12 protein-coding genes and 2 pseudogenes are annotated in these 20,250 nt (G+C 61.8%); 6 read left to right on the top strand and 8 right to left on the bottom strand.

The window, feature by feature from the left end:
- Positions 1-228 precede the first annotated feature (228 nt).
- On the top strand, positions 229-2,265 hold the full coding sequence (locus tag N8H71_RS12425; protein ID WP_262194192.1) for a TonB-dependent receptor: 2,037 nt from the start codon (positions 229-231) through the stop codon (positions 2,263-2,265).
- A 49-nt stretch (positions 2,266-2,314) separates the two neighbouring features.
- Here the strand turns inward: N8H71_RS12425 and N8H71_RS12420 are convergent, their stop codons facing one another.
- Positions 2,315-4,525 (bottom strand): LTA synthase family protein, encoded by a 2,211-nt coding sequence (locus N8H71_RS12420; protein ID WP_262194191.1) that lies wholly within the window; start codon positions 4,523-4,525, stop codon positions 2,315-2,317.
- Between the two features lie 299 nt (positions 4,526-4,824).
- Here N8H71_RS12420 and N8H71_RS12415 point away from each other — a divergent pair, with 299 nt between their 5' ends.
- Positions 4,825-5,856: a sterol desaturase family protein gene (locus N8H71_RS12415; RefSeq protein WP_262194190.1), complete on the top strand. Its 1,032-nt coding sequence runs from the start codon at positions 4,825-4,827 to the stop codon at positions 5,854-5,856.
- Here N8H71_RS12415 and N8H71_RS12410 read toward each other — a convergent pair.
- Entirely contained in the window at positions 5,837-6,280 is a 444-nt protein-coding gene (locus tag N8H71_RS12410) for a GFA family protein (RefSeq protein WP_262194189.1), read from the bottom strand. The two genes, N8H71_RS12415 and N8H71_RS12410, sit on opposite strands and share 20 nt — an antisense overlap.
- Before the next feature lie 127 nt (positions 6,281-6,407).
- On the opposite strand from N8H71_RS12410, the pseudogene N8H71_RS12405 reads away from it, so the two are divergent.
- A pseudogene (locus tag N8H71_RS12405) lies at positions 6,408-7,298 on the top strand (LysR family transcriptional regulator).
- A gap of 103 nt (positions 7,299-7,401) precedes the next feature.
- Positions 7,402-8,415: an ABC transporter substrate-binding protein gene (locus N8H71_RS12400; RefSeq protein WP_262194188.1), complete on the top strand. Its 1,014-nt coding sequence runs from the start codon at positions 7,402-7,404 to the stop codon at positions 8,413-8,415.
- Positions 8,416-8,475: 60 nt separating this feature from the next.
- Here N8H71_RS12400 and N8H71_RS12395 read toward each other — a convergent pair whose 3' ends face one another.
- The gene (locus N8H71_RS12395) at positions 8,476-8,673 is read right to left on the bottom strand and encodes a helix-turn-helix transcriptional regulator (protein WP_262194187.1); all 198 of its coding nucleotides are present in this window, start codon (positions 8,671-8,673) and stop codon (positions 8,476-8,478) included.
- Positions 8,670-9,044 (bottom strand): hypothetical protein, encoded by a 375-nt coding sequence (locus N8H71_RS12390; RefSeq protein WP_262194186.1) that lies wholly within the window; start codon positions 9,042-9,044, stop codon positions 8,670-8,672. Before N8H71_RS12390 ends, N8H71_RS12395 begins: the two co-directional genes overlap by 4 nt.
- Positions 9,045-9,319: 275 nt before the next feature.
- Between N8H71_RS12390 and N8H71_RS12385 the strand changes: the two are divergent.
- Positions 9,320-9,735 (top strand): annotated as a pseudogene (locus N8H71_RS12385) (organic hydroperoxide resistance protein).
- An 83-nt stretch (positions 9,736-9,818) separates the two neighbouring features.
- Here the strand turns inward: N8H71_RS12385 and N8H71_RS12380 are convergent.
- The 4 genes from N8H71_RS12380 to N8H71_RS12365 form a co-directional block, all read right to left on the bottom strand.
- Complete coding sequence (locus tag N8H71_RS12380; RefSeq protein WP_262194185.1) at positions 9,819-10,295, bottom strand: copper chaperone PCu(A)C; 477 nt, start codon at positions 10,293-10,295, stop codon at positions 9,819-9,821.
- Complete coding sequence (locus N8H71_RS12375) at positions 10,295-10,900, bottom strand: SCO family protein (protein WP_085686515.1); 606 nt, start codon at positions 10,898-10,900, stop codon at positions 10,295-10,297. The genes N8H71_RS12380 and N8H71_RS12375 overlap by 1 nt, the downstream gene beginning before the upstream one ends.
- Before the next feature lie 151 nt (positions 10,901-11,051).
- On the bottom strand, positions 11,052-12,470 hold the full coding sequence (gene adeC / locus N8H71_RS12370; protein WP_262194184.1) for an AdeC/AdeK/OprM family multidrug efflux complex outer membrane factor: 1,419 nt from the start codon (positions 12,468-12,470) through the stop codon (positions 11,052-11,054).
- A gap of 61 nt (positions 12,471-12,531) precedes the next feature.
- Positions 12,532-13,326 carry a helix-turn-helix transcriptional regulator gene (locus tag N8H71_RS12365; protein ID WP_262194183.1) on the bottom strand — a complete coding sequence of 265 codons (795 nt, stop codon included), beginning with the start codon at positions 13,324-13,326 and terminating at the stop codon, positions 12,532-12,534.
- 492 nt (positions 13,327-13,818) lie between these two features.
- Between N8H71_RS12365 and N8H71_RS12360 the strand changes: the two genes are divergently transcribed.
- A complete protein-coding gene (locus N8H71_RS12360) occupies positions 13,819-20,229 on the top strand; it encodes a non-ribosomal peptide synthetase (protein ID WP_262194182.1) in 6,411 nt (2,136 codons plus the stop codon).
- Positions 20,230-20,250 lie beyond the last annotated feature (21 nt).

The raw sequence follows: 20,250 nt of genomic DNA, 5'->3' as shown, positions 1-20,250 counted from the left end.
GGTGCGTGATAGGCGCAGTCTCTTACGCGAAGTGTCGGCAGCGTATGCCGGGCAGGGCGCTGAAATGCCCGTGCTTGAGCGATGGTTTGCAATTGTGTGGAAGAAACGTGATGGCCATTGGAAATGTTATTGTATAACATAAAAATGATTTCATCTGATCGATGCCGGCAACACACCCTCTGTAGCGCTGGCATCGATCCTCACTTTTCTGCCTGACGGATTCCTGAAATGCCTTCCCGTTTCCACACCTTCCAACCCCGCCTGACGCTCATGGCTTCTGCGCTGCTGATCGCTTCCCCCGCATTCGCCGCCGACCCGCTGGAACTGCAACCGCAAGTCATCACCGGCAATCCTCTGGGTAGTCAGACGCTGGCCTCGCCCTCGACCGTGTTGAGCGGCGACAGCCTGACGCTGCAGCAAAAGGGCAGCCTCGGCGAAACCCTGAACAAGCAGCCGGGCGTGTCATCGTCCTACTTCGGCCCGGGTGCCAGTCGCCCGATCATTCGCGGGCAGGACGGCGATCGCATTCGCATCCTGCGCAACGGTGTCGGTGCGCTGGACGCCTCGTCGCTGTCCTACGATCACGCGGTGCCGCTGGATCCGGTCAACGTCGAGCGCATCGAAATCGTCCGAGGCCCAGCGGCTTTGCTGTACGGCGGCAGCGCCATCGGCGGGGTGGTCAACACCTTCGACAACCGTATCCCGACCGAAGCCATCGAAGGCATTCACGGTGCCGGTGAGTTGCGCTACGGCGGTGCCGACACTACCCGCAGCGGCGCCGGCAAACTCGAAGCCGGTAACGGCCAGTTCGCCTTGCACCTTGACGCCAGCGCCCGCGAATTCAATGACCTGAAGATTCCCGGCTACGCCAAGACCAGCCGTGAACGAGCGAACGACGATGGCGATTCAAAGAAACATCGGCTGGCCAACAGCGACGGTCGTCAGGACGGCGGTGCGGTGGGCGGGTCTTACACCTGGGATGACGGTTACGCGGGGCTCTCGTACAGCAATTACGACTCGAACTACGGCTCGCCGGCCGAAGACGATGTGCGGATCCGCATGGAGCAGGAGCACTACGCGTTCGCCTCGGAAATCCGCAACCTCGACGGCCCGTTCAGCTCGGTCAAATTTGATGCCGGCTACACCGATTACCAGCACCGGGAAATCGAGGGCGGCGAGGTCGGCACCACGTTCAAGAACAAGGGCTACGAGGCGCGGGTCGAGGCCCGGCATCAGCCGTTGGGGCCGTTCAACGGGGTGATTGGCGCGCAAGTCAGTCGCAACGAATTCTCGGCGCTGGGCGAAGAAGCCTTCGTGCCTCACACCGATACCGACGCCGGTGCACTGTTCATTCTCGAAGAGCTGCAAGCCACGGATCGCCTGCTGTTCACCCTCGGCGGACGCCTCGAACACACCACGGTCGACCCGGACGCCAAAGGCAACGAGCGCTTCGCCAATGCCGATCGCTCCAGCAGCTTCACCGCCGGCAGCCTGTCATCCGGTGCGGTTTACACGTTGACGCCGGTCTGGTCGGTCGCCGCCACGCTCGGCTACACCGAACGCGCGCCGACGTTCTATGAGCTTTACGCCAACGGCGCCCACGTTGCCACCGGCACTTATGAGGTCGGGGATGCGGGGCTGTCGAAAGAGAAAGCCGTCTCCAGTGACCTTGCCCTGCGGTTCGACAACGGTACGCACAAGGGCAGCGTCGGTGTTTTCTACAGCCATTTCTCCAACTACATCGGCCTGCTCGGGACGGGCCGCACACTCAATGACGAAGGGGAGGAGGACGCCGACGGCATTCCGGAATACACCTACTCCGGCGTTCGGGCGCGCTTCAGCGGCATCGAAGCGCAGGATCGCTGGACCCTTGGCGAAAACGCCTACGGCAAGTTCGCTCTGGAACTGTCGGGCGATTACACCCGCGCCAAGAACCTCGACAACGGCCAGGACTTGCCGCGCATCGCACCGCTGCGGTTGAACACCGGTTTGCTGTGGGAGCTGGATCGCTGGCAGGCGCGGATCGATGTGGAGCACGCCAGCTCCCAGCACCGCGTGCCGGACAACGAAAGCAGCACCGATGGCTACACCACGCTGGGGGCGAATGTGGGTTATCACTTTGATGTTGGCCAGAGCAAATGGCTGGCTTTCGTCAATGCCGAGAACCTGACCAACCAGACCGTGCGTTATGCCAGCTCAATCCTGAGGGATATTGCGCCGGCAGAAGGGCGCAGCATTCAGGTCGGTTTGCGCACCACGTTCTGATCGTTCACACCGGACGGGCGCCAGCGTCGTTGCGACGCTGGCGTCGAGCTCAACTCGATTGAGCGGTGTCTTCTTCCGGGATCTCGTCCAGCAGATCCTGTTGCCCCGGCAGCTCGGTGATCACGCTGAAATCACTGACCTCCACCGCGCCCAGCCCGTACCCCAACAAGTGAAACGAGAACGCCTTGCGCGGTTGCGGGTTGTCGAAGCTGAAATCCATCTCCAGCGGCTGATCCGCCGTGGCGACCATCTCGGTCGGCAGGCCCAGTTGCACGTCCTGTTCGAACTCCTTGGCCTTGAGCTGAATGTACGCCGCCTGCTGCGGATCCACCGAACGCACGGTCAGGCGCACGCGGGTGTGGGAGCCTTTTGGCATCTCCAGGTATTGCGCGCCGATCAGGTTGTCGGCCCAGTCATCCTTGATCTGCGCTTGCAGCGGGATGACATTGGCGCTGCCGAATTGATAGCGCTGATTCAGCGGGGTGCGCAGCAGTGAAAGATCCAGCGCGCTGGCGCGAGCGGCAATCTGCCGGGCATGCAGGCCATTGGCGTTGCCCTTGAATGTCGCACTGTCGGCTATGAAGCCGGTGCTCGCGTATTCGCGGCAGCGGCGCGGCATGTCGCATTCGGTGAGGATGCCGTTGCCATCGTGGTAGCGCAGTTTGCCATTGGTGAACGACATGATTTCACGGCCGCTATCGTAATCGCGAAACAGCGAGCGGCCGCTCAGGGCCGACGGCACGGGAAAGTCAAAATAGTCGAGAATCGACGCGCTCAGATCGACATGGCCATAGACACCTGCATTCAAACGAGGCAGTTGCGCCTGCTCCGGCGCGAGGGTCAGGTTGAAGCCCCAGGACGACGCGAGGCGCACACCGTCGATGCCGTGGGATTCGTCCGAGGTGATCACCACCAGCGTGTCTTTCAGCACGCCCTGGCGTTCGAGGCCGCTGAGAAACTGTTCCAGCGCGTCATCCAGATAACCGACAGCCGCCTGCTTGGGTGTGTCGTAGCGTTGTAGGTATTCCTCGGGCGCGGAGTAAGGCTGGTGAGTGCCGACGGTCAGCAGCGTGAGCATCCACGGCTGTTTCTGCTTTTTTAGGTCGCCAACGTATTTCAGCGCACCTTCGAAGAACGCCTTGTCATCCTTGCCCCACGGGAATTCCAGGTAGTTGGCGTTGGTGAACCATTCCAGGCCATGGGTCGCGTCGAAACCGATGTGCGGCATGATCTTGTCTTTGGCCATGAACCGCAGCCCTGCGCCTTGCAGGTAATGCGTGGCAAAACCGTGCTGACGCAACTGGGCCGGCAGGCAAGCCTGATTGCGCTCGTGCTGGGTCAGCATTTCAACGCCTTTGGGCGTGCCGTTGTCGAGTTTGTCGTAATCACCGCAAAGCATGGCGTACAGACCGCGAATGGTCTGGTGGGTGTGCAGCACGTAATCCGGGGTGTTCATGCCGCGCTCGGCCCAGCGGCTGAGGTTGGGCATCAGGTCTTCCTGATAATGGCTGCCGATGGCCCGGCGATTGGCGCCGATGTAGGCGCCGGGAATGCCTTCGAGGGCGACGATCAGCACATTGCGCGCCTGGCCCTTGGCGGCCAGCAACGGGTGACCGTTCAGATCGACATCGGTGAGCCCTGCCATGGGCGGCGGAGCGACTTGTGTATCGCCCTCCAGCCATTCTTCGGCCTGCATCTGCACGTCGGCAACCTGCGCGGCCAGCAACTGGTGCGGCAGGTTGTACAGACGCCACGGGTCGGCATCGCTCGGGTTCAAGTGCTGCGCACCCCAGTACGCGGAGAACAGCAGCACCGGCGTCGCCCAGGCTGCGCGGGGTAGAGCGGGGGCGGTTGTCGCGCGTCGAGTCCAATGACTCAGCAACCAAAAGGCCAGAGCCACCAGCAGCGCAACCGCCACGCCGGGATGGGCGAAGCCGCCGCCGGTGGAGTTCTCCACGAACTGCGGATCGATCAGGTAATGCAGGTCTGCCACGGTCGGCAGGCGGCCGACCGCGCTGACCAGTTCAGCCGTCGCCACCGCCAGCAATCCCCAGAACAGCAGCAGCGGCAACGCCAGCCACCAGGGACGGCGATGCAATAGCACGATGAGCAAGCTGCCGATGGCCAGATCCGACAGATAACCGAACAGGCTCGACCAACCGAGTACCGCACGCAGGCCCACCGGCACGAGCAGTACCAAAAAAATCAGAGAGAGAAGGCGAGCATCGAGCTGCCGTAGCCGTTGAAAAAGAGCGCTCACAAAAAAGACCTTCCAGCCATCAAACCGTCATAAAAGTGTGGGCGATGATAACAAGGGTGGGCGGTCTGATCGCTTTTTTAAACGCACAAGTGATCCGGTGCCGGACATCGTCAAGCGTTCAGGGAAACCGTTGAGGCCTTGGCCCGCGTTCATGTCAGAGGTGTGACGGCGGCTCTTCGGCCATCACGGCGACGGGGTTTTATTGTTTCAGGCTGTTTAATTCGCCTTTGATCTGTTCCAGCTGCATTTGCGAACCAGTGCGATTTACAATGCGCGACCTCTGATGGAGATCAAGCTCCGTGGATGTCCTCACGCAACTCTTTGCGCAGCTCAGCCGCTGGGTGATCGATCCGGTCACCGAGCAGTTCCTTGGCCTGTTCGATTTGAACGGACGCCTTGGTGTGGTGTTCCTGCTCACGTCCTACGGCGTGGCTTACATCCTTTATCGCCACCGAAAATCCCGACATCTGACCCAGGCCCGATCCTTCTGGCAATTCGTCGGCGGCGGTCGTGTGCACGGGCATCGCTCGGCCTGGCTGGATTATCGCTATTACTTCATCAAGGCGATTCTGAAGGTGGCCCTGGTATTGCCGGTTGTTGGCCTCGTCGACCCGCACATCCTTCGTTCGGGCGATTATGCGCGATTTTTCACCCAGCTCTGGGGCGCTCGCGAGCAGGTGCCGGATCATCCGTTGATCGCGTTGTTCTACGGACTGGGTGTGTTCCTGTTCAGGGATTTTCTGCATTACTGGATTCACCGCGCCTTTCATTCCCGTTATCTGTGGGAGTTTCACAAGGTTCACCATTCGGCGCCGGTACTGGTGCCGGCCACGGCCAGCCGGATTCATATCGTCGAATCGATTGTCGAAAGGATTGTCATCACCGCCGGCCTCGGTGCGTTTGCCGGGGTGGTCTGGTACGCCTGCGGCGGCGAGGTCAGCCGCTATACGTTGTTTGGTGTGACCTGGCTGGTGCTGGTCATCAACAGCCTGGGCTCCAATCTGCGGCACAGCCATGTCTGGCTGTCGTTCGGGCCGGCGGTCGAGCATGTGCTCAACAGCCCGGCCCAGCACCAGATCCACCACAGTGATGCCCCACGACATTTCAACAAAAACTTCGCGATCAATCTGTCACTGTGGGACTGGCTGTTCGGCACGCTGTACGTCACCACTTCAAAGCCTGAAGTGCTGCGCTTCGGGACGGGCGAGCAGGACCGCACGCGTTATCTGACGCTGTACAGCCTGATCGTCACGCCGTTCGTGGACACCGCGAAGCGCTTGTCGTCGAACGCCGACGGGGTCAAAACCTGGTTCAACCAGCGTACGCCATGAGGGCTTCGCCGAAGGCCTGCGGGGTCGGGCTCTGCGGCCAGCTCGGCAGTCCCTCGGGCAGCGTCAGCCAGGGTTGTTTGTGACTGACCCAGATGTGCGCCATCGGTTGCAGTGAGCGGCTTTCATCGAGCGTGCCGGCGCGCAGCACTTTCATCTCCGGCGCGGCCGTCGTGGTGTTGCACAGACGCGTGTGGCAGACACTGCACACCTGATGTTCTGAGTGCTGCCCATTGAGATCATAGGCATAAGTGGTCAGCGGCCCGCTCAGCGTCAGGGCGTCGGCGGGCAGCAGGGCGTGCAGGGCAAAGGCGCTGCCGCTCCAGGTCTGGCAATCCGTGCAATGGCAGGCGTAGATCGCCGGCGGCACGTCGGTGTTCAACTGATAGCGGACGGCACTGCAGCGACATTGGCCGGTGAGTGTCATGGGCAAGGCTCCTTCAACTGCGGGTTCGATGCCGGGCGCAAGGCCCGTGCGGTATGCTCGCGCAGCATGCCGCAGACCCCGGTGAATGAACATCGGCCAAAACTGCCCAACCGCTCACAGGAAATGTATGAACGCTCCACAACTTCAATGGGAAACCCAGCGCGCCTTTCTTGCGGTACTGCGCACCGGCAGTCTGTCGGGCGCCGCGCGTTTGCTGGGAATCGCCTAGGCCACGGCGCGGCGGCGGATCGAGGCGCTGGAGCAGAGCGTCGGCGTCAGCCTGTTCATCCGCTCGCCGTCGGGGCTGTTGCCGACCGAGACCGCCAGGGAGTTGATCGGCCATGTCGAAGCCATGGCCCTGGCCGCCAACGCATTCAACCGCGCCGCTTCCGCTGACGTGGCGCAAACCGGCGGCACCGTGCGCCTGACGGCCGGCAAGCTGTTGGGCATCGAAATCCTGCCGCCGATGTTGCGCCGCCTGCGTCAGCAACACCCGCAATTGGCGCTGGAACTGAATGTTTCGAATCGTCTGCAAACCCTCTCACAGCAAGAGGCCGACGTCGCCGTGCGCATCCGCCGCCCGACCGAAGCCTCGGTGGTGGCGCGCAAGGTCGGCGATCTGCACGTCGGCCTGTACGCCACACCCGAATTGCTGGCGGAGCAGGGCGTACCTGAAACGCCTGAGGACTTGCGCCGTTTTTCGCTGATTGGCCCGGATCGCAATGCGGGCGAGATCGAGTTTCTGCGTGAGCGCGGCTTCGATTGTTCAGCCGAGCACACGGCCATTCGCACCGATGATCATCTGGCGCAATGGGCGGCGCTGCGTGCCGGGCTGGGGATTGGCGTGAGCTCCCGGCAACTGGCCGAGCGCCATGGACTGATGCGAGTTCTGCCTGGAGACGTGGATTTTATGGTGGATGTGTGGATCGCCATGCATCAGGACATGCGTCGAGTGCAGCGGGTTTCAGCGGTGTTCGATAGCTTGGGCGCGGACTTGCAGGCGTTTCTGCAAGGCTGACGTTCAGGTGATATCAATATGCGATAACGGTATTTAAACTCCGTTTTTTATAGCGATAGAGTCCGGCCTCACAGATTATCCTTTAGATCACTGCGAGGTTGTCATGGCCCTACCGTTCAAACGTTCTGCACTGACGCTGCTGGCGGCTTCGCTGGCTGGTGCGCTGCTCTGCAACACTGCTCAAGCCGAAGGCAAGATCAGCATCGCCCAGCAATTCGGCATCGGTTATCTGATTCTGGATGTGGTGCGCGATCAGCAACTGATCGAGAAACACGGCAAGGCCCAGGGTCTGGACATCAAGGTCGACTGGAACAGCATTTCCGGCGCCACCGCGATGAACGAAGCGTTGCTCACCGGATCGCTGGACGTGGTCTCGGCCGGCGTGCCGCCGATGCTCACCGTGTGGGATCGCACCAAGGGCAAGCAGAACGTCAAGGCCATCGCTTCGCTGGGTTCGATGCCCAACTACCTGCTGACCAATAACCCGAACGTGAAAACCCTCAAGGACTTCAGCGACAAGGATCGCATCGCCGTTCCGGCGGCGGGTGTGGGATTCCAGTCACGCACGCTGCAGATCGAAACGGCCAAGGAATTCGGCAATGACCAGTACAAGAAATTCGACGACATCTCCGTCAGCCTGCCGCACCCGGATGCCACGGCCGCATTGATCGCCGGCGGCTCGGAAATCAACGCGCATTTCTCCAGCCCGCCGTTCCAGTACCAGGCGCTGCAGAACCCGAACGTGCATAAAGTGTTGAGTTCTTACGACGTGCTCGGCGGCCAGGCCACGTTCAACGTGCTCTACACCACGGAAAAATTCCACGACGAAAACCCGAAAACCTACAAGGCGTTCTACGACGCCCTGGCCGAGGCCGAGAAGATCATCAAGGCCGACAAGCCCGCTGCGGCTCAGGCTTACATCCGGGTTGAACAGTCGAAATTGCCGTTGGCGCTGGTTGAGAAAATCGTCACCGATCCGGAGATCGATTTCACCGTGGTGCCGCAACGCACCTATATATATGCAGAGAAATTGCAGGAGCTGGGTGTGCTGAAAAACAAGGCGGACAGCTGGAAGGATTATTTCTTTGAAGAGGCCCATGGCGGGTCGGGAAGTTGAACACTCGTCATTTGTGAACAGCCCGCCCGGCAGCACGCGCTGACGCGCGGACTTTTCGTATCAACTCAACGAGTCATGAAAGATGCTTTCAATCGGCATCTCGAACGCCCGGGCAATCTGGAACGCCAGAGGCAGGCTCGGGTCGTAGCGTTCGTTTTCAATCGCATTGATGGTCTGGCGCGAAACGTTCAGGCGTTCGGCCAGATCAACCTGCGACCACTTGCGCTCGGCGCGCAGTTCCTTGAGGCGGTTCTTCATTGGTAGCGGCGCCGCGCGATGCGCAGGCCGATCATCCACATCGCGCCCATCACCGGCCAGACCCAAAGCCACGGGATGTGCGGGGCGCCCACCGTTTCCAGAAAACCGTAAGTGAAGGTGAGCAGGGCCGACGCGGCGAATGCAAAGCCGAGAGCTTCGAACTGGATACGCAGATACATTTCGTCGAGACGTCGCATGTCGCGTACGACCGTCCAGCAGAACAAGCCGACCGGAATCATGGGTATCAGCACGATGACGCCGCGCAGGTAAGCGTTGGCATCCGCCAGGTAAATCAGCGCGAATTGCGATGCCAGCAGCACCACTGCGTACAGGACCATGGCCGCGGCCATCTCTCGGTTGAATCGGTTCATGTCCAAACTCCTATGTAAAAGACGCTTTACATGGTCGTTGAAGCTATTGCTGATGTAAAGCATGCTTTCCATGAGGTCGAGGTGAGGAGGCTGGATTCCAGCAACGGTTTTTTGCCGAGGCCGTCGACGGTCGGGGTGTCCGCACGTCCGCCGGCCGGGTGAGCGGTAAACCCGCGTCTATAGTGAGAGGGCTGTTTAAAACGGGTGGCGCACCTCAAGGTTGCGACGGGAGGCGCCGAGTGAACAATCTGCTGTTTTTCATCCAGGAGATCGCCATGAGTCAGATCGAAAAAGTCCTCTACACCGCGAAAACCCACACCACCGGCGGACGTGACGGCGCATCGCGCAGTTCCGACGGGATCCTCGATGTAAAACTGTCGTCGCCCGGCTCCAGTGGCGGCGGGACCAATCCGGAGCAACTGTTCGCGCCGGCTGGTCGGCGTGTTTCATCGGCGCGATGAAAGCGGTGGCGGGGCAGCAGAAAATCAGCCTGCCGGCAGACCTGGCGGTGGATGCCGAAGTGGACCTGGGCACTAATTCGGGAGGGTATCTCCTGCAGGCGCGACTGAATGTAAGCCTGCCGGGCATGGAGCGTGGCGCGGCGCAGCAGCTGGTGGATGCGGCGCATCAGGTGTGCCCGTACTCCAAGGCCACGTGCAACAATATCGAGGTTGAATTGAAACTGGTCTGACATCCAGATGCAAAAGGGGCGGCATGATCATCGATCATGCCGCCCCTGTTGTTTTTTGAAGCCGTAAATCTGTCAGTCAGCGATCAATGCATCTTGCTGTGATCGTGGCCTTCCATGGTCAGCGCCTTGACCGGTGCTTTCACTTCAACGGTTTCCTTTTCGCCCTTGGCGTTTTCGACGGTCAGGGTCAGCGGCACGCTGTCGCCTTCCTTCAACTGCGCGGTCAGGCCCATCAGCATCACGTGGTAGCCATTCGGGTCGAAGTTGACGGCTTTGCCCGCCGGCAGGTCGACCGATTTCACCGGGCCCATGCTCATTACGTCGTTTTTCATGGTCATTTCATGAACCTGCACGTCCTTGGCCGCCGGCGAGGCAACGCTGAGCAGCTTGCTGTCGCTGTCGGCGGTGACGATCATGAACGCGCCGCTGGCCGACTGGTTCGGCACGGTCGCACGCACCCAGGCGTCATCGACCCTGGTCTGCGCCGACACCTGGAACGCCAGGCCCAGCAGGGACAGGCCCAGTGCGGCACGTTTGATGTTGTTCAGAAAAGGGTTCATCAGCAGACCTCCATGACGGTAAGCAAATCTTCCGTGCACTCTTGTGCCGAAAGCGATTGAGACAGGCCCACACGCAAGTTGCCCCGAGTGTCGTAGACGTAACTGGTGGCGGTGTGGGACAGGGTATAGGTGTCGCCGGCCGGGACTTTTTCGTAGAACACGTCGAATTCCTTGGCGGTGGCCTTGGTTTCTTCGAGGGTGCCGTACAGCGCGACGAAGCTTGGATCGAAGGTCTTGACGTAGGCGTCGAGGATTTCCGGGGTGTCGCGTTCCGGGTCGAGGGTGATGAACACCACTTGCAGGATGTCGCCATCCTTGCCCATCAGCTTCTTGATTTTCGCGGCGCGGGCCAGTGTCGTCGGGCAGACCGCCGGGCACTGGGTGAAGCCGAAGAAAATCATCGGCATCAGGCCGCGAAAGCTCGACAGCGACACGGTGTTGCCTTCGGTGTCCTTGAGCTTGAAGGTGCGTCCGAGGATTTTGTCGCTCAGATCCTTGCCGTACTTGTACGACAGTTTGCCGCGGGTGTCGCAGCCGGCGAGCAGGCCCAGACCGAGTACGCCCATTCCCGCAAGCACCTTGCGGCGAGTCAACAAAGCCGTCATTTCATACCGCCCTTTGGAGCCCGCCAGTCGGCAGGACAGGCGGGCGGGTTAACCGTAAAAGCGGCGCATGATACCAAAATGAACCGAGAGGTCGGTTTTTGAACGCCAGCCAATGTCGGATCGGGCGACAAAAGGTGTAAGAAAAAATGACTCAGGGTGATAGCGGTGGCGGTTCAACCGGGCTCCAGCCACCGCCCAGCGCGGTGTACAGGTTCACTTGCGCCACCAGTTGCGCCAACCGGTCGGTAATCAGTCCTTGCTGGGAACTGAACAGCGAACGCTGGGCATCGAGAAACGTCAGGCTGCTGTCGACGCCGCTTCGATAGCGGTGCTGCGCCATGTCGTAATAATCCTGGGTCGCCTGCACCAGATCGCGTTGGGCCTGGAGTTGCTGTTCGTAGGTCTGGCGCGCCGCGAGGCCGTCGGATACTTCCTGGAATGCTGTCTGAATAGTCTTTTCGTACTCGGCGACGGTGATGTCTTTTTGCAGCTTCGCGTAATCAAGGCTTGCGCGCAGACTGCCGGCGTTGAAGATCGGCAGGTTGATCTGCGGCTGGAACGTCCAGGCACCTGAGCCGCCCTTGAACAGTCCGGACAGATCACGGCTGGACGTCCCGGCATTGGCCGTCAGGCTGACACTGGGGAAAAACGCCGCCCGCGCCGCGCCGATGTTGGCATTGGCGGCGCGCAGTTTGTACTCGGCCTGGAGAATGTCCGGCCGGCGTTGCAAAAGATCCGACGGCAACCCGGCCGGCACGGTTGCCACCAGATCACTGTTCAGCGGACGCGCCGGCAGGTTTTCCGACACCGGCGCACCCACCAGCAGCGTCAGGCTGTTCAGGTCCTGGGCGACCTGACGCTGATAACGGGCCAGGCTCGCGCGGGTGCTGTCGACGCTGGTCTGCGCCTGAATCTGATCCAGCGCCGAGGATTTGCCGGCCTCGCGGTTGCGGGTGGTCAGGTGCAGGCTTCGCTCGTCGGCGGCCAGCGTCTCCTCGGCCAGGGCCAGCAACTCTTGATCGGCGCGCCAGGTCAGGTAGGCGTTGGCGACGTTGGCCACCAGACTCAATTGCGCACTGCGTCGGGCCTCTTCAGTGGACAGCCACGTCAGCAATGCTTGCTCGCTGAGGCTGCGCACCCGGCCGAAGAAGTCCAGTTCATACGCACTGATGCCCAGGTTTACCGAATAGGTCGAGGTGATCGCCGCTTTGGTGCGGGTCACGCTGGACGGTACCCGCTGACGCAGTTCGTTGGCGTTGGCCGACACCGCCGGCAGCAGATCGGCGCGCTGGATGCGGTACTGCGCCTGAAACGCCTCGACGTTCAGCGCGGCCACCCGCAGATCACGGTTGTTGACCAGCGCGCTCTCAATCAACTGCTGTAACGCCGGGTCATTGAACAGCGCGCGCCAGTCCTCGACGCGGGGTGTGGCCGGGGATTGCGCGGCATACGCCGGACCTTGCGGATACTGCGCCGCGCTCGGCGATGCCGGTCGCTGGTAATCGGGAATCAACGAGCAACCGCCCAGCAGCAGCGCGGCGGACAGCAGGGAAATCGGCAACCTGGACATCAAACAGCCTCGTTCACGAATGAGAGCGGGCGGCACGCGCCCTTGGTGGGAAAACGCTGGGTCAGGCTCCGGCCATCCATTTCGCCAGACCATGGCGACCGCTGACGCCCAACTTGGCGGCCGCACGCTTGAGATAGGTTTCGATCGAGCTGTTCTTGACCCTGAGCCGTTCGGCCATCTGCGGCACTGTGCCGCCGGTCAGCAAGCCCAGACAGACTTCCTTTTCCCGCACCGACAGCGTGATGTCGCCCAGCGCCAGTCGTTGGTCGAATACCTGTTGGAGCGGCGCCTGTTGCTGATCGGCCTGTGGCCGGTGCGATTGGCGGGCGGTGGCCTGTCGACTGAGGTGCGCGTGGCGCTCGCTCAATGGCAGCAAGGTGTCTGACAGACGTTTGAGAAACGACAGTTCCGGCAGGGAAAACGCCCGGTGCGTGTGGGGACGGTAGAACGAGATGACGCAGCGGCGGTTGGACGTGCGGGACACCAGATTGCACTGGTGGACGCTGTGGTGCGGTTGATGTTGCTGGAGCGAGGCTTTCAGTTGTATCAGCAGCGAGTCGTTCATCTCGATCATCTGTTGCAGCAGCGGATGGTCGTCCGGGTGCTGCAACGGATCCGGGGGCGGGAAGGTGTCCGGCAAACCTGCGCTGCCCAACGCCTTGATCTCCACTACGCTGGACTCCCGTTCATCCAGGGTCCACTCACTGAGATGGACGCGATTGACCGGAACGAGGTTGTCGACCAGCTGGAACATGTTCGTGGCAAAACGCTCGTTGCCGGTACTGGCGATCAACTCTCCCAACTGCCAGTAAAAGTGCGGATTTTCCATGTTGCGAAGACTGCCGGTCAGATTCATATCCTTGTCATCCCTGATGTAGAGCCATTGCCGAATCGTCTGCCGTGCATGCACCCGTGAAACGCCCACCCAGTCTTTTCTCCTTGAAATCGATCTGGAGCGGGATTTAAGCCCAAGCATTTGTCCTACGTCTGTAGGGGAAAACAGGGACACAAAGTGCCACTATTTCCGAAAAAATGGCGTCACGTTTCTGTCAGATCAATGTGCAAGGTCTCGTAGTCCGTGACTGTACGGTCTAGTGCGAACCCCGAAATCCGGGGCTAAGACCCCCGCGCTCCACAATTGCGAGACGCTGGTCGGTAGCAATAAGTGGCGATTGTCCTACAGGATTTTCAGCCATTTCTTTCCGAACTTTTAGGGGGATCGCTGACCTGTCCGGCCCTGTTGGCTCACAGGACGGTGCGAAGTGGGGAGGGTTGTCCGGGTTTCACGTGTCACGCGTGTTTCGGGGCCGATGCTTGAATACGCGCCAAATCACGTGAGATGGATCTTATGAACCAATTTGCTGCCGACGCGGCGGACGGTCTGTCCGCGATTTCCGAGGCCTTCCCGTTGACGGCCGCCCAGCGCGACATCTGGCTCGACCAACTGCGTCAGGGAAATTCGCCGATGTACAACATCGGTGGTTATGTCGAACTGACCGGCCCGCTGGAGCCGGCGCTGATGCAGGCAGCGCTTGAAGGGCTCGTGGCCCGGCATGACGCCATGCGCACCAGCCTGCTGCCTGGGGTCGGCGAACATGGGCTGCCGTTGCAGCGTTTTGTGCAGTCCATGCCGGTGCCGATGCCGGTGAACGACCTTCGCAGCCATCCCGATCCTTGTTCCGCCGCGCGCCAACTGACTCAGGAATGCATCGAACAGCCGTTCATGCTGGACGGCGGGCCATTGTTCCGGTTTCGTCTGCTCTGGCTCGATGACGACCGCCATTGGCTCTCACTCCAGGCCCATCACCTGATTGTTGATGGTTGGGGTTTCGGCGAGATGCTCAAGTCCCTCGACGAGATTTACAACGCGCTGGCGCTCGGGCAGGAGCCACCCGATTCGGCGCCGTCCTATGTCGATTTCATCCGTGACGATGCGCGGTATTTTCAATCCGCCCGTTATGCCCGCGACCGTGCGTATTGGCTGGACAAATACCAACACTGTCCCGAGCCGCTGTTGTTGCCGCGTTATCAGGAACGCTTTGCCAGTGCGTCGGCACCGACCCGGATTTTCTCGCAGGTGTTCCCCTCACGACTTCACGAACGCATGCAACAGGTAGCCCGTGAATATGGTGCATCGGCGTTTCATGTGCTGCTGGCGGCGATCCATGTGTATTTCAGCCGCAGCGTCCAGCGTGACGATTGGGTGGTGGGTGTGCCGTTGCTCAACCGATCCGGCGCCCGGTTCAAGTCGACTCTGGGACTGTTCACTCAAGTCAGTGCGGTACGCATGGGTTTTGGCCGTGAGTTGCCGTTCGAGGCGTTGATCAAGGCGATTGGCGATGAGCTGAAACAGGATTTTCGCCATCAGCGTTTCCCCCTTAGCGAGATGAACCGTGCGCTCGGCCTGCTGCGAGAGGATCGCTCGCAGCTGTTCGAAGTGACGGTGTCCTACGAACGAGATGCGCACGAGTACCACTATGGCGAGGCGCAGGCGCGGGTAGTCAAGGTGTCGAACCACGAAGAGGGCACGCCTTTGTCTGTGCACCTGCTGAGCAGTCGTGGCGACCAAGAGGACAGTTTGTACATGGTGTACAACGAAGCCTACTTTGACGCCGATGAAATCGCGGCGCTGAGCGGCCGCTTGCTGTGGGTGCTGGAACAGGGGCTTGAAGAACCCGCGCTGGCAGTGGGCGATTTCAGCCTGAGCCTGCCGGCCGAAACGGCGTTGTTGCAGCAGTGGAATGACACGCGCGTTGAATTCCCCAAAGACCTGACCATCCACCAGCGCATCGAAGCGCAAGCGGCGACGCGACCGGATGCGGTGGCGGCAGAGTTCCAGGGCTTGCGGCTGACCTATGCCGAACTGAACCGTCAGGCCAACGCCTTGGCTCATCATTTGATCGCGCTCGGCGTGCGACCCGATGACCGCGTGGCGCTGGTCGCTCGCCGGGGGCTGGACACACTGGTTGCACTGCTGGCGGTCCTCAAGTCCGGCGCCGGTTATGTGCCGGTCGATCCGGCCCATCCTGCGGAGCGGCTGACCTATCTATTGCGCGACAGCGCTGCGGTTGTCGTTCTGGCCCAGCACGATCTGCGCGAGCGCTTGCCGACGCTGGACGTGCCGGTGATCGACATCGATCGGCGCGGATGGCCGATCAACGATCTCAACCCCGACGTCTCGGGTCTGACCACCGCGCACCTGGCTTACGTGATCTACACCTCCGGCTCCACCGGGCAGCCCAAAGGCGTGATGGTCGAACATCACACGTTATCGAATCTGGTCGACTGGCATTGCACGGCTTTCGATCTGTGTGCCGGTCGCCACACTTCGAGCCTCGCCGGCTTCGGTTTCGACGCCATGGCCTGGGAAGTCTGGCCCGCGTTGTGTGCCGGTGCGACCCTGCACCTGGCGCCGTCCCGTGACGGCGGTGAAGACATCGACGCGCTGCTCGACTGGTGGCGTGCGCAACCGCTGGACGTGAGTTTCCTGCCGACCCCGATTGCCGAGTACGCCTTCAGCCGTCACCTCGAACACCCGACCTTGCGCACACTGCTGATCGGCGGTGATCGCCTGCGTCAGTTCAATCGCGAGCAGACGTTCGCGGTGATCAACAACTACGGTCCGACCGAAGCGACGGTGGTCGCCACCTCGGGCCGAATCGAACCGGGCCGGACGCTGCACATCGGCAAACCCGTGAGCAATGCCACGGCCTATCTGCTGGATGACCGACAGCGTCCGGTGCCGATTGGCGTGGCCGGCGAGCTGTACGTCGGTGGCGCCGGCGTGGCGCGGGGTTACTTCAATCGCCCCGAGTTGACCGCCGATCGTTTCCTCGACGATCCATTCAGCCGCCAGCCCAACGCGCGGATGTACCGCACCGGCGACCTCGCACGCTGGCGCCAGGACGGCACTATCGAATATCTGGGCCGCAACGACGATCAGGTGAAAATCCGTGGCGTGCGTATCGAACCCGGCGAAATCGAAGCCGCGTTGAGCAGCCATGAATCTGTGCGCGATGCGGTGGTGCAGGTGCGTGACGGCCAACTGCTGGCCTGGTTCACCGAACGCCAGCCGTTGGACATCACGCAGTTGCACGCCCATCTGAAAACCCGTCTGCCGAGCGCGATGCTGCCATCGGCATACGTGCGCTTGACGGGGATGCCCCTGACGGCCAACGGCAAACTGGATCGCCAGGCGTTGCCGGCGCCGGGGCCGGAGGCGTTGATCCGCCGCGAGTACGAAGCCCCGCAAGGCGACGTCGAAATCCTCCTGGCGCAGATCTGGGCCGACGTACTGCAAGTCGAAAAGGTCGGGCGTCACGATCACTTCTTCGAACTGGGCGGGCACTCGTTGCTGGCGGTCAACCTGATCGAGCGCATGCGTCAGCTAGGGATGAGCAGCGATGTGCGCGTGCTGTTCGGTCAGCCGACATTGGCGGCACTGGCCGCGTCGGTGGGCAGTGGCCGCGAGGTCGAAGTGCCGGCCAACCGTATTCCGCCAGGTTGCACACAGATCACCCCGGACCTGTTGCCGTTGGTAGAACTGGATCAGGCCACCCTCGACCGGATCATCGCCACGGTGCCGGGCGGGGCGGCCAACGTGCAGGACATTTATCCGTTGGCGCCGTTGCAGGAAGGCATTCTTTATCACCACATCACCGCCGCGCAGGGCGATCCATACCTGCTGCAATCGCAGCTGGCGTTCGACAGCGTCGAGCGGGTCGAGGCCTATGCGGCCGCGCTGCGTCAGGTCATGGCGCGCCACGACATCCTGCGCACTGCGGTGGTCTGGGAAGGTTTGACCACGCCGGTGCAGGTAGTCTGGCGCGAAGCCGAATTGCCGGTGCAGGAAATCATGCTCGACCCGGCCGAAGGCGATGTCCTCGCGCAACTGCACGCGCGCTTCGATGCTCGTCGCTATCGCATCGACGTCAGTCAGGCGCCGCTGATCCGGTTGATGTATGCCCGAGACCCGGCCCATGGGCAGATCGTGGCGATTCTGTTGTTCCATCACCTGGCGCTGGATCACATCGCGCTGGAAGTCCTGCGCCATGAAATGCGCGCCAACCTGTTGGGGCTCGAGGATCCGCTGCCGCCAGCGGTGCCGTATCGCAATTACGTGGCCCAGACCCGACTCGGTGTCAGCGAGCAGGAACACGAAGCGTTCTTCCGCGAAATGCTCGCCGACATCGACGAGCCGACCCTGCCGTTCGGTTTGCAGGACGTGCAGGGCGACGGTCACGGTATCGATGAAGCCGTACGCACGCTTGCGCCGGAACTGGACCGGCGCTTGCGCCTTCAGGCGCGGCAGGCGGGCGTCAGCGTGGCCAGCCTGATTCACCTGGTCTGGGCACAGGTACTGGCAGCGACGTCGGGACAGGAACAGGTGGTGTTCGGCAGTGTTTTTATGGGCCGGATGCAGGGCGGCGAGGGCGCGGACCGGGCGCTGGGGGTGTTCATCAACACCTTGCCACTGCGAGTGGACATGGACCGTGGCGCGCGCGATGCGGTGCTGCTGACCCACGCCCGGCTGACCGACTTGCTCGGGCACGAACATGCGTCATTGGCGCTGGCCCAGCGTTGCAGCGGCGTTGCGTCGCCGGCACCGCTGTTCAGCGCGTTGCTCAACTATCGGCACACCGATCTTGAGGCGCAGGAATCGGCGTCGGACCAGGCCTGGCAAGGCATTCAGACCCTGGAGAACGAAGAACGCACCAACTACCCGCTGACCCTGAGCGTCGATGATCTGGGCAGCGCCTTGCAGATCACCACGCGAACCCTGATCAGCATCGGTGCGCAGCGCATCGGCGACTACGTGCAAACCGCCTTGGCCGCATTGGTCGATGCCTTGGAGCAAACCCCGCAACAGCCGCTGAATCGCTTGCCGATCCTGCCGGCGGCGGAGCTTGAGCAACTGCTGGTCGAGTTCAATGCCAGCGAAGTCGATTGCCCGATCGATCAGCCGCTTCAAGTGTTGTTCGAACAACATGCACAACGCCAACCCGACGCCATCGCATTGCAGGCCGGGGATCAACAGCTGACCTATCGTCAACTGAACGAACAGGCCAACCGTCTGGCGCATCATCTGCGCGAGCACGGTGTGCAGCCCGATTCGCGGGTGGCGATCTGCGTCGAGCGCAGCCCGGATCTCATAGTCGGCCTGCTCGGCATTCTCAAGGCGGGCGGCGCGTATGTGCCGCTGGATCCGGACTATCCGCTGGAGCGCCTGCATTACATGTTGCAGAACAGCGCCCCGGTGGCGGTGCTGGTGCACGAGGCCACCCGCAATCTGTTGGGCGAGCCGGGTGTGCCGGTCATCGATTTCGACCGTTGCACCTGGCAGCACGCATCTGCCGACAACCTGCACGTACCGGGTTTGAGCGCTTCAAACCTGGCCTACATGATCTACACCTCGGGCTCCACCGGCACGCCGAAGGGCGTGATGATCGAGCACCGAAGCGCCTGCAACATGGTCCACTGGGGCTCGCAGATCAGCCCGCCGACCGGGCACGGCGCGCTGTTGCAGAAGGCGCCGTTCAGCTTCGACAGTTCGGTGTGGGAGATTTTCTGGCCGCTATGTTCCGGCCTGCGGCTGGTGCTGGCGCGTCCCGACGGCAACCGTGATTCGGCGTATGTGACCCAGGTGATTCGCGAACGGCAGATCACCGTGGTCAAGTTCGTGCCGGCGCTGTTGCAACAGTTCATCGAACAGGACGATGTCAGCCAGTGCACCAGCCTGACCGACCTGCTCAACGGTGGCGGTGAACTGACTGCCGCACTGGCCCGGCGCGTGCGCGAGCGCCTGCCATGGGTGCGTCTGCATAACGTTTATGGACCGACCGAAACCACGGTCGACAGCACCGGCTGGACGCTGGAACCGGATCAACCGGTGCCGGAAGCCGTGGTGCCGATCGGCAAGGCCCTGAGCAACACCCGGCTCTATGTGTTGGACGCCCATGATCAACCGGTGCCATTCGGTGTCAGCGGCCACCTGCACATCGGCGGGGTAGGGGTCGCGCGGGGTTATCTGGGATTGCCGGACATGCAAGCCGAGCGTTTCATCGACAGCCCGTTCGTGGCCGGTGATCGCCTGTATCGCACCGGCGATCTGGTGCGCTACCGCGCGGACGGCAACCTCGAATTCCTCGGGCGCAACGACTTCCAGATCAAGCTGCGTGGCCTGCGTCTGGAGCCGGGGGAAATCGAAGCGCGGCTGATCGAGCATCCGGCCGTGCGTGAAGCGGTGGTGCTGGTCAGGGACGAGCGACTGGTGGCGTATTTCACCGTGCGTGAAGGCCTCGACGCGCCTTCCATCGAAACCTTGCGTGCCCATGTGCTTGAACGCTTGCCGGAGTACATGGCACCGGGTGCCTACGTGAAGCTTGATGCGTTGCCCCTGACCCCCAACGACAAGGTCGACCGCAAAGCCTTGCCGGCACCGGGGACAGAGGCGGTGCTCAGTCGCCGCTACGAGGCGCCCGAGGGCGAAGTCGAAATCCGGCTGGCGCAGATCTGGGCCGAGGTGCTGCAACTGGAGCAGGTCGGGCGCAACGACCACTTCTTCGAACTCGGCGGGCATTCGCTGCTGGCGGTCAGTCTGGTGGCGCGCATGCGTCAGGCCGGGCTGCACGTCGATGCGCGGACGCTGTTCAGCCAGCCGACCCTGGCCGCGCTGGCCGCGCAAACCTCGGCGCAGGCCAAACAGGTTGAAGTCCCGCAAACCACCATACCGACGCTCAACCGCAAACGCCGGCTCTGAATGGGATCAAACCTGTGGGAG

The sequence above is a fragment of the Pseudomonas koreensis genome (assembly GCF_025447595.1).
GTDB lineage: Bacteria > Pseudomonadota > Gammaproteobacteria > Pseudomonadales > Pseudomonadaceae > Aquipseudomonas > Aquipseudomonas koreensis_H.
This window is presented reverse-complemented; position numbering and strand designations above follow the sequence as displayed.

Bases quoted from the DNA above. Each gene is read 5' to 3' on its own strand.
- N8H71_RS12380 (WP_262194185.1), bottom strand. From the start codon at position 10,295: ATGAACCCTTTTCTGAACAACATCAAACGTGCCGCACTGGGCCTGTCC.
- N8H71_RS12365 (WP_262194183.1), bottom strand. From the start codon at position 13,326: ATGAATCTGACCGGCAGTCTTCGCAACATGGAAAATCCGCACTTTTAC.
- N8H71_RS12360 (WP_262194182.1), top strand. From the start codon at position 13,819: ATGAACCAATTTGCTGCCGACGCGGCGGACGGTCTGTCCGCGATTTCC.
- N8H71_RS12395 (WP_262194187.1), bottom strand. From the start codon at position 8,673: ATGAAGAACCGCCTCAAGGAACTGCGCGCCGAGCGCAAGTGGTCGCAG.
- N8H71_RS12390 (WP_262194186.1), bottom strand. From the start codon at position 9,044: ATGAACCGATTCAACCGAGAGATGGCCGCGGCCATGGTCCTGTACGCA.
- adeC (WP_262194184.1), bottom strand. From the start codon at position 12,470: ATGTCCAGGTTGCCGATTTCCCTGCTGTCCGCCGCGCTGCTGCTGGGC.
- N8H71_RS12425 (WP_262194192.1), top strand. From the start codon at position 229: ATGCCTTCCCGTTTCCACACCTTCCAACCCCGCCTGACGCTCATGGCT.
- N8H71_RS12410 (WP_262194189.1), bottom strand. From the start codon at position 6,280: ATGACACTCACCGGCCAATGTCGCTGCAGTGCCGTCCGCTATCAGTTG.
- N8H71_RS12400 (WP_262194188.1), top strand. From the start codon at position 7,402: ATGGCCCTACCGTTCAAACGTTCTGCACTGACGCTGCTGGCGGCTTCG.
- N8H71_RS12375 (WP_085686515.1), bottom strand. From the start codon at position 10,900: ATGACGGCTTTGTTGACTCGCCGCAAGGTGCTTGCGGGAATGGGCGTA.